Source organism: Streptomyces solincola, from assembly GCF_002982015.1.
Lineage (GTDB): Bacteria > Actinomycetota > Actinomycetes > Streptomycetales > Streptomycetaceae > Streptomyces > Streptomyces solincola.
In genome coordinates this window covers 1-1378 of the sequence record NZ_PVLV01000666.1, presented here as the reverse complement: position 1 = coordinate 1378, position 1378 = coordinate 1, and the positions used below count along the sequence as shown (strand labels likewise).

At 74.5% G+C, this 1378-nt stretch carries 1 protein-coding gene; it reads left to right on the top strand.

From position 1 onward, the window contains the following. The first annotated feature begins 241 nt into the window (after positions 1-241). Positions 242-1285: a rod shape-determining protein gene (gene mreB / locus C6N75_RS29035; protein WP_105871825.1), complete on the top strand. Its 1044-nt coding sequence runs from the start codon at positions 242-244 to the stop codon at positions 1283-1285. The last annotated feature ends 93 nt before the right edge of the window (positions 1286-1378 follow it).

Genomic DNA, 1378 nt, shown 5'->3' with positions numbered 1-1378 from the left:
CCCTGGAGGGCAGCGCCCCCACCCGCTGGCGCCTCGCCTTCACCCTGCCGGACGGCGCCCCGCGCACCGCCGAGTTCACCTGGGGCCTGCTCCAGCGCCTGGTGTGAGCGAACGGTGCTCCCGGCCGCGCCCGCTCACCCGCCCGCGTGCCGTCTGTCACCCCGTCAGCTCTCCCCGCGCGCGGGAAGCCCGCAGCGGCCGCACGATGCGAGGACACACCCCTGCCGGGAGGATCCGCACCGTGACCGTCAGTCTTGAGCAGTTGCGCCGCTGCCATGTCGCCGTCGATCTGGGGGCCGCCAGGACCCGGGTCTTCGTCAAGGGCGCCGGGCTCGTCGTGGACGAGCCGAGTGTCGCCGCCGTCAACACCCGTACGGGCGCGTTGATCGCGGTCGGCGAGTTCGCGGAGAAGATGACCGGCCGCACCCCCGAGTACATCCGGGTGGCCCGCCCGGTCTCGGGCGGCACCGTGGTGGACGTGGAGATGGCCCAGCGGATGCTGCGCCACCTGCTGGGTGAGAAGCTCCGCCGCCAGTTGCGCCGCAAGCCGCTGCTGCGCGCCGCGGCGACCACCCCCCACGACAGCGACCCGCTCGCCCAGCGCGCCACCATCGAGACCCTCGTCGGCCTCGGCGCCCGCCGGGTCGAGCTGGTGGACACCCTCATCGCGGCGGCCGTCGGCTGCGGACTGCCGGTGGAGGAGCCGACCGCCACCATGATCCTGGTGTGCGGGGCGGCCACCACCCAGGTCGCGGTGCTCTCGCTCGGCTCCATCGTGACCGCCGAGCGCATCCCGGTCGGCGGCAACGCCATCGACCACGCGGTCATCCAGTACCTGCGCCACCAGCACGAGCTGATGCTGCCCAGCCAGTCGGTCCGCCCGCTCCAGTTGGCGCTGCACGGCACCGGGCTGACCCCGCACGGCCCGGCGTCCACCGAGATCCACGGGCGGGACGTGGCCACCGGGCTGGCCCGCTCGGTGGTCGTGGACACCGCCGCCGTGCGCCAGGCGCTGCACACCCCGCTGACCGCCGTGCTGGACGGGATCGGGAAGGTGCTGCGGGACTGCCCGCCCGATCTGGTCGCCGACCTGGTCGACCGCGGGATCATGATGGTCGGCGGCAGCGCGCTGCTGCCGGGCCTGGACGAGATGCTGCGGGACGCGACCGGGATGCCGGTGCGGATCGCCGAACGCCCCGACACCTGCGCGGTGCTGGGTCTGGGCGCGATGCTGGACGGGCAGATCCAGCCGCTGACGCTCAACCCGCTCGCCGAGGCGGAGTGACGGAGCCGGCGGGAGAAGGACCGGGAGCGGGAGACACGGCGGGAGAAGGGCCGGGAGCGGAAGAGCCGGTGGCAGAAGGGCCGGGTGCGGGAG